The organism is Pseudomonas sp. NPDC087817 (assembly GCF_044742875.1).
Taxonomy (GTDB): domain Bacteria; phylum Pseudomonadota; class Gammaproteobacteria; order Pseudomonadales; family Pseudomonadaceae; genus Aquipseudomonas.
Window position 1 is genome coordinate 1 of sequence record NZ_JBIUVJ010000054.1, and the last position, 7,076, is coordinate 7,076.

The 7,076-nt window shown below is 59.9% G+C and carries 6 protein-coding genes; 2 read left to right on the forward strand and 4 right to left on the reverse strand.

Annotated elements, in window-relative coordinates; all coding sequences use genetic code 11:
• Positions 1-1,158 (forward strand): beta-ketoacyl-ACP synthase I (fabB, locus tag ACIONG_RS23965; RefSeq protein WP_401303116.1); only part of this gene is annotated, 1,158 nt, incomplete at its 5' end.
• A gap of 392 nt (positions 1,159-1,550) precedes the next feature.
• Entirely contained in the window at positions 1,551-1,739 is a 189-nt protein-coding gene (locus tag ACIONG_RS23970) for a hypothetical protein (protein ID WP_007917473.1), read from the forward strand.
• 70 nt (positions 1,740-1,809) lie between these two features.
• Here ACIONG_RS23970 and ACIONG_RS23975 read toward each other — a convergent pair whose 3' ends face one another.
• The 4 genes from ACIONG_RS23975 to rlmD form a co-directional block, all read right to left on the reverse strand.
• Positions 1,810-2,352 carry a DUF2058 domain-containing protein gene (locus ACIONG_RS23975; protein WP_016987455.1) on the reverse strand — a complete coding sequence of 181 codons (543 nt, stop codon included), beginning with the start codon at positions 2,350-2,352 and terminating at the stop codon, positions 1,810-1,812.
• Between the two features lie 24 nt (positions 2,353-2,376).
• Positions 2,377-3,210 carry a nucleoside triphosphate pyrophosphohydrolase gene (gene mazG / locus ACIONG_RS23980; RefSeq protein WP_401303141.1) on the reverse strand — a complete coding sequence of 278 codons (834 nt, stop codon included), beginning with the start codon at positions 3,208-3,210 and terminating at the stop codon, positions 2,377-2,379.
• A 130-nt stretch (positions 3,211-3,340) separates the two neighbouring features.
• The gene (gene relA, locus ACIONG_RS23985) at positions 3,341-5,584 is read right to left on the reverse strand and encodes a GTP diphosphokinase (RefSeq protein ID WP_007917476.1); all 2,244 of its coding nucleotides are present in this window, start codon (positions 5,582-5,584) and stop codon (positions 3,341-3,343) included.
• A 101-nt stretch (positions 5,585-5,685) separates the two neighbouring features.
• The gene (gene rlmD, locus ACIONG_RS23990) at positions 5,686-7,062 is read right to left on the reverse strand and encodes a 23S rRNA (uracil(1939)-C(5))-methyltransferase RlmD (RefSeq protein WP_103306870.1); all 1,377 of its coding nucleotides are present in this window, start codon (positions 7,060-7,062) and stop codon (positions 5,686-5,688) included.
• Positions 7,063-7,076: the final 14 nt, after the last annotated feature.

A 7,076-nucleotide genomic window follows, 5' to 3' on the forward strand; every position in this document is an offset into this window, starting at 1 on the left:
GTCTCCGCAAACCTGCGTGCAAGCCGCCCTGGCATCCGGATCAACCCGGAATATGCTGAAATGGGTCTGCGTAGCCAGGTTTCCGGCTCCATCGACCTCAACCTTGAAGAACTGATCGATCGCAAGATCTATCGTTTCGTCGGCCACGCCGCGGCTTACGCCTACCTGGCCATGAAAGACGCCATCACTGACTCCGGCCTGACCGAAGAGCAAGTGTCCAACCCGCGTACCGGTCTGATTGCCGGCTCGGGTGGTGCGTCCACCTTGAACCAGATGGAAGCGCTGGACATCCTGCGCGAGAAAGGCGTGAAACGCGTCGGCCCATACCGTGTAACGCGGACCATGAGCAGCACCGTTTCCGCTTGCCTGGCCACGCCGTTCAAGATCAAGGGCCTGAACTACTCCATCGCTTCTGCCTGCGCCACCAGTGCTCACTGCATCGGTACCGCCATGGAACAGATCCAGATGGGCAAACAGGACATCGTCTTCGCCGGTGGCGGTGAAGAAGAGCACTGGAGCCAGTCGTTCCTGTTCGACGCGATGGGCGCCCTGTCCAGCAAGCGTAACGACACCCCGGAACAGGCTTCCCGCGCCTACGACGCTGACCGTGACGGTTTCGTCATTGCTGGCGGTGGCGGCATGGTCGTGGTTGAAGAGCTGGAACACGCTCTGGCCCGTGGCGCGAAGATCTACGCGGAAATCGTTGGCTACGGCGCGACCTCCGACGGCTACGACATGGTTGCCCCGAGTGGCGAAGGCGCGATCCGCTGCATGCAGATGGCGATGTCCACCGTTGATACCCCGATCGACTACCTGAACACCCACGGCACTTCGACTCCGGTCGGCGACGTTGCGGAAATGAAAGGTGTGCGTGAAGTGTTCGGCGACAAGGCTCCAGCGATCAGCTCGACCAAGAGCCTGTCCGGTCACTCCCTGGGCGCTGCCGGCGTTCACGAAGCGATCTACTGCATGCTGATGATGGAAGGCAACTTCATTGCCGGTTCCGCCAACATCGACGAGCTGGACCCTGAAGTGGCCGATCTGCCGGTGCTGACCAAGACCCGCGAGAACGCCACCATCAACACCGTGATGAGCAACAGCTTCGGCTTCGGCGGCACCAACGCCACGCTGGTACTGAAGCGCTGGGAAGGCAAGTAATTCCCCAGGCTTGAGCCACACATGAAAACGCCCCGACTGGTTCGGGGCGTTTTTTTTCGCCTGCAGAAAGTAGCTGGAACACCACCGATCCCTGTGGGAGCTGGCTTGCCAGCGATGACGTCAGCACGGGCAATATCTATGTTGTCTGACACTCCGCTATCGCTGGCAAGCCAGCTCCCACAGGGTTCTCGGGGTGTTCTGAAAATGAAACTTCTGTCATGAAACTTACCGCCCTGCGACCGAATGTCGCGGATTACGCGGCCTGCAGCACTGTTGCGTTTTACGCAAGAATACGTTGCACGAATCAAGCGTTTACTTAGCAAGCTAACAAATCATATAAAAGAGTCCTGCACACGCCTTGCTGCAGATAACTTGAGATTTGGAGCTAGCAGATGACTGTAAAAGTAACTGAACGCGACGATTCACACATGTCCCACGAAGGCGTAGCCGCCGGTATCCGTATCTGGGATGTGCATCAACAAGACTTGCTGGTCGGGATGTTCCACAACGAAATCGACGCCCACAACTACAAGGCCGAACTGGAAGTGCAAGAGCAGCAACGGGATCTGAAATCCGCCTGATTCAACCACAGCATTGAAAACGAAAAACCCCGCCATGAGCGGGGTTTTTCGTTGTTACAGCTTTATCGATTTACCACATCAGATCGTCAGGGATCTGATAGGCCGCGTACGGATCGTCCTCGGTGCTGACCTCTTCAGTCTGTACATTGAGTTGCACGATACGCTGCGGATCGCGTTCCTGGATCTTCAGGGCCGCTTCACGCGGGATCACTTCGTAACCACCGGCATGATGGACGATCGCCAGCGAGCCGCTGCTGAGCTTGTTGCGCATCAGCGTGTTGACCGAGATGCGCTTGACCTTCTTGTCGTCGACGAAGTTGTAGTAGTCCTCGGTGGTCAGCTTCGGCAGACGCGAGACTTCGATCAACTGCTTGACCTGCGCAGCCCGGGCTTTGGCCTCGGCTTTTTCTTTCTGCTGACGGTTCAGCTCCTGGTCGCGTTTGACCTTCTCGGCCATGGCTTCCTGAGCGGCGCGCTGCTGCGAGTCATCCAGTTCGATCTGGCCTTTGTGGGCCAGACGCTGCTGCTTTTGCTTGTCCTTGCTGACCTGCTTGGCCTGCTTTTGGTTGACCAGACCTGCTTTGAGCAACTGATCGCGAAGGGAAATACTCATGTGCTTACTCACTTGGGCAGTTGCTCAGCCGCAGCTAGGCAAATTCTTTTCCTGACGTTTGGCTTCACCCCACAGGGCGTCCAACTCTTCGAGGGTGCAATCTTCTATGGGACGGTGGGTGTCGCGCAATGCCTGTTCGATAAAACGGAAACGTCTTTCGAATTTGCCATTGGCGCCACGCAATGCAGTTTCCGGATCGACCTTCAGATGCCGAGCCAGATTGACCACGGAAAACAGCAGGTCGCCGATCTCTTCCGCCACCGCCTGGGGATCGTTTTCGGACATGGCTTCGAGCACTTCATCGAGCTCTTCGCGGACTTTGTCGAGCACGGGCAAGGCATCCGGCCAGTCGAAACCGGCCTGCCCGGCGCGCTTCTGCAATTTGGCTGAACGGGACAATGCCGGCAGCGTTGCGGGCACATCATCGAGCAACGACAGTTGCTCGGGCGCGGCGGATTTCTCGGCGCGTTCTTCGGCCTTGATCTCCTCCCAGCGCTGCTTGACCTGCTCCTCAGTCAATCGCGGCACATCCAGCGGCGCGTAGAGATCGCCGGTCGGGAACACATGCGGATGCCGACGAATCAGCTTGCGGGTGATGCTGTCGATCACCCCGGCAAATTCGAAACGCCCTTCTTCCCGGGCCAACTGACTGTAATAGACGACCTGAAACAGCAGGTCACCAAGCTCGCCCTGCAAGTGATCGAAATCACCACGCTCGATGGCGTCGGCCACTTCGTAGGCTTCTTCGAGGGTATGCGGGACGATGGTCGCGTAGGTTTGCTTGATGTCCCACGGGCAACCGTACTGCGGATCGCGCAGGCGGCTCATCAAGTGCAGCAGGTCTTCAAGGCTGTACATCATTTTTCTGTCTCACCACAAAACCCTGTGGGAGCTGGCTTGCCAGCGATGGCGTCAGCTCGGCTCTCCGGAAAGACCGAGTTGTCTGCATCGCTGGCAAGCCAGCTCCCACATTGGGTCGAAGCCATGTTCACGGGGTGCGGTTACGCCGCGTTTCGATGATGTTCGGCAACTGCGAAATCCGCCCCAGCAAGCGTCCCAGCGCGTCCAGCCCCGGGATCTCGATGGTCAGCGACATCAGCGCGGTGTTGTCTTCCTTGTTCGAGCGGGTGTTGACCGCCAGCACGTTGATGCGCTCGTTGAGCAGCACCTGCGAGACGTCGCGCAGCAGACCGGAACGGTCGTAGGCGCGGATGACGATGTCCACCGGATAGGTGAGCACCGGCACCGGGCCCCAGCTGACCTGAATGATCCGCTCCGGCTCACGCCCGCCCAGTTGCAGCACCGAGGCGCAGTCCTGACGGTGAATGCTCACGCCACGGCCCTGGGTGATGTAACCGACAATCGCGTCGCCCGGCAGCGGCTGGCAGCAACCCGCCATCTGGGTCATCAGGTTGCCGACGCCCTGGATCTGAATGTCGCCACGCTTGCCCGGTTTGTACCCGGTGGCTTTGCGCGGAATCAGTTCCAGCTGTTCGTTGCCGCGTTCCGGCTCGACCAGTTGCTGCGCCAGGTTGACCAGTTGCGCCAGACGCAGGTCGCCGGCACCGAGGGCGGCGAACATGTCCTCGGCGGTTTTCATGTTGGCCTTGTCGGCCAGCTTGTCGAAATCCACCGCAGGCAGACCGAGACGCGTCAGTTCGCGCTCGATCAGGGTTTTACCGGCCGCAACGTTCTGGTCGCGGGCCTGCAATTTGAACCAGTGAACGATCTTCGCCCGTGCCCGCGAGGTGGTGACGTAACCCAGGTTGGAGTTCAGCCAGTCACGGCTCGGCGTGCCGTGTTTGCTGGTGATGATCTCGACCTGCTCACCGGTCTGCAGGCTGTAGTTGAGCGGCACAATGCGCCCGTTGATCTTCGCGCCACGGCAGTTGTGGCCGATCTCGGTGTGCACGCGGTAGGCAAAGTCCAGCGGCGTCGCGCCTTTGGGCAAGTCGATGGCATGACCGTCGGGGGTAAAGATGTACACCCGATCCGGCTCGATATCGACGCGCAGCTGTTCAGCCAGACCGCCGATGTCGCCCAGCTCTTCGTGCCACTCGAGCACCTGACGCAGCCAGGAGATTTTCTCTTCGTAGTGGTTGGAGCCGGATTTGACGTCGGTGCCCTTGTAGCGCCAGTGCGCGCAAACGCCAAGTTCGGCTTCTTCGTGCATGGAGTGGGTGCGGATCTGCACCTCCAGCACCTTGCCTTCCGGGCCGATCACGGCGGTGTGCAGCGAGCGGTAGCCGTTCTCTTTCGGGTTGGCGATGTAGTCGTCGAACTCTTTCGGGATGTGCCGCCACAACGTGTGGACGATGCCAAGCGCGGTGTAGCAGTCGCGCATTTCCGGCACCAGCACTCGCACGGCGCGAACGTCGTAGATCTGGCTGAATTCCAGACCCTTGCGCTGCATTTTGCGCCAGATCGAATAAATGTGTTTGGCCCGGCCGCTGATGTCGGCGTCGACACCGGTGGCCTGCAATTCGTCCTTGAGCTGGGTCATCACGTCGGCGATGAAACGCTCACGATCCAGCCGTCGCTCGTGGAGCAACTTGGCGATCTGTTTGTATTGATCAGGCTCGAGATAACGGAAGGACAAGTCCTCCAGTTCCCATTTGATATGGCCGATGCCGAGGCGGTGCGCGAGCGGCGCATAGATGTCGAAGACTTCGCGGGCGACGCGGTTACGCTTTTCGTCGTCGGCAGTTTTCACTGCGCGAATGGCGCAGGTGCGTTCGGCCAGTTTGATCAAGGCGACGCGGACGTCGTCGACCATCGCCACGAGCATCTTGCGCAGGTTTTCCACCTGCCCTTGCGTACCCATGACCATCGACTGGCGCGGGCTGAGGCTGGCACTGATCGCGGCCATGCGCTGCACGCCGTCGATCAGTTTGGCCACCACCGGGCCGAAGCGCTGGCCGACGGCCGCGAGTTCGATCTGGCCTTCACGGACACCGCGATAAAGAACGGCGGCGACCAGCGAATCCTGATCGAGCTTGAGGTCGGCGAGAATCTCGGCGATCTCGAGTCCCGTGCTGAAACTGCCGGAGCCTTCGGCCCACAGATTCTTCTTGGCATTGGACTGTTGTTCGGCCTCGCGAGCGAACTCGCAGGCTTCTTTCAAGGCTTCGCGATCCAGTGCCAGATCGACACTGACCGCGTGATCGAGCCAAGCCTCGAGATTGATACTGCCGTCAGTGTTGATCGGCTGGTGTGCTCTCACCTGTACCATCTTGCTTTACCTTCCCTACGACGCAGATTCAATGCGTCAAATCGCTGACCTTCGTTGCCCGTTTGCGCTCGCGGGGCTAAAGCGAGCGCTGCGCGGACAGATCAGACGGATTCAGACGAGCCATCCTGGCTCGCTTCAAATAACGCCATGGCCTCGACATGTGCCGTCTGAGGAAACATATCGAGAATCCCGGCACGTTTTAACCGGTAGCCCTGCTTGATCAATTCGACCGTATCGCGCGCCAGAGTTGCAGGGTTGCACGACACATATACCAAACGCTTGGCACCCAGGGTCGCAAGCTTGCGCACCACCTCGAAAGCACCGTCACGCGGTGGGTCCAAGAGTACCGCAGAAAAGCCGTTTCCGATCCACTGGGCATCGGTCAAAGGCTGGGATAAATCGGCTTGAAAAAACTTTGTGTTATGCAAATTGTTGCTAGCGGCGTTCGCGGCGGCGCGATCGACCATGGTCTGCACGCCCTCCACCGCCACCACTTCGCGCACGCTTTGGGCCAGCGGCAAGGCGAAGTTGCCCAAGCCGCAGAACAGATCGAGTACACGCTCATCGCGAGTCGGCTTCAGCCAGTCCAGCGCTTGCGCGACCATCGCTTCGTTGACCCCGGCGTTGACCTGAATGAAATCTCCCGGCCGCCAGGCCAGATCCAGCCCCCACTGCTCCAGGCGATAGCCCAGCGACTGGGTGATGTCGACCGGTTGCGGTTCGCCTTCGCCATGCAGCCACAGTTGCGCTTCATGGAACTGGCAGAAGTCCTTGAGAATCGTCAGATCCGCTTCGGACAACGGCGCCATGTGCCGCAACAGTACCGCCAAAGACGAACCGCTGAACAACTCGACATGGCCCAGAGCCTGCGGTTTGCTCAGGCGACGAAGCATCTCCGGCAGACGGGTCATGATCGGTTGCAAGGGCTGTACCAGCACCGGGCATTCGCTGATGGCGACGATGTCCTGACTGCCGGCAGCGCGGAAACCGACATCGAGCTTTTTCGCCTTGATGTCCCAGCGCACCGCAATGCGGGCACGACGGCGATAGCCGAACTCAGGGCCGGTCAACGGCGCTGCCCACTCTTGCGGTTCGACACCGGCAACCTTCGCCAATTGCTCGGCGAGCATGCGCTGTTTCAGGGCAAGCTGTTCGCTGTGGGGCAAATGCTGAACACTGCAACCGCCGCAGCGGCCGGCGTGCTGACACGGTGCCGGGCGGCGCAGCTCACTGGCCTTGAACACGCGTTCGGTGCGCGCCTCGACCACTTTGCCGTGGGCGCCGAGCACCCGCGCTTCGACCTCTTCACCGGCGAGGGCGCCGAGGACGAACCATGTTTTACCTTCGAAAAACGCGATACCGCGACCGTCATTGGCCAGACGTTCGATGGTCAAGCGCTGTTTTTTGCCGGTCGGGATTTGCGGGGCCTTGCTGCCGCCGGTGGGCTGGAAGCGCAGGCCTCTCTCGTGCTTGGCCATCAGTTGGGCGCGTC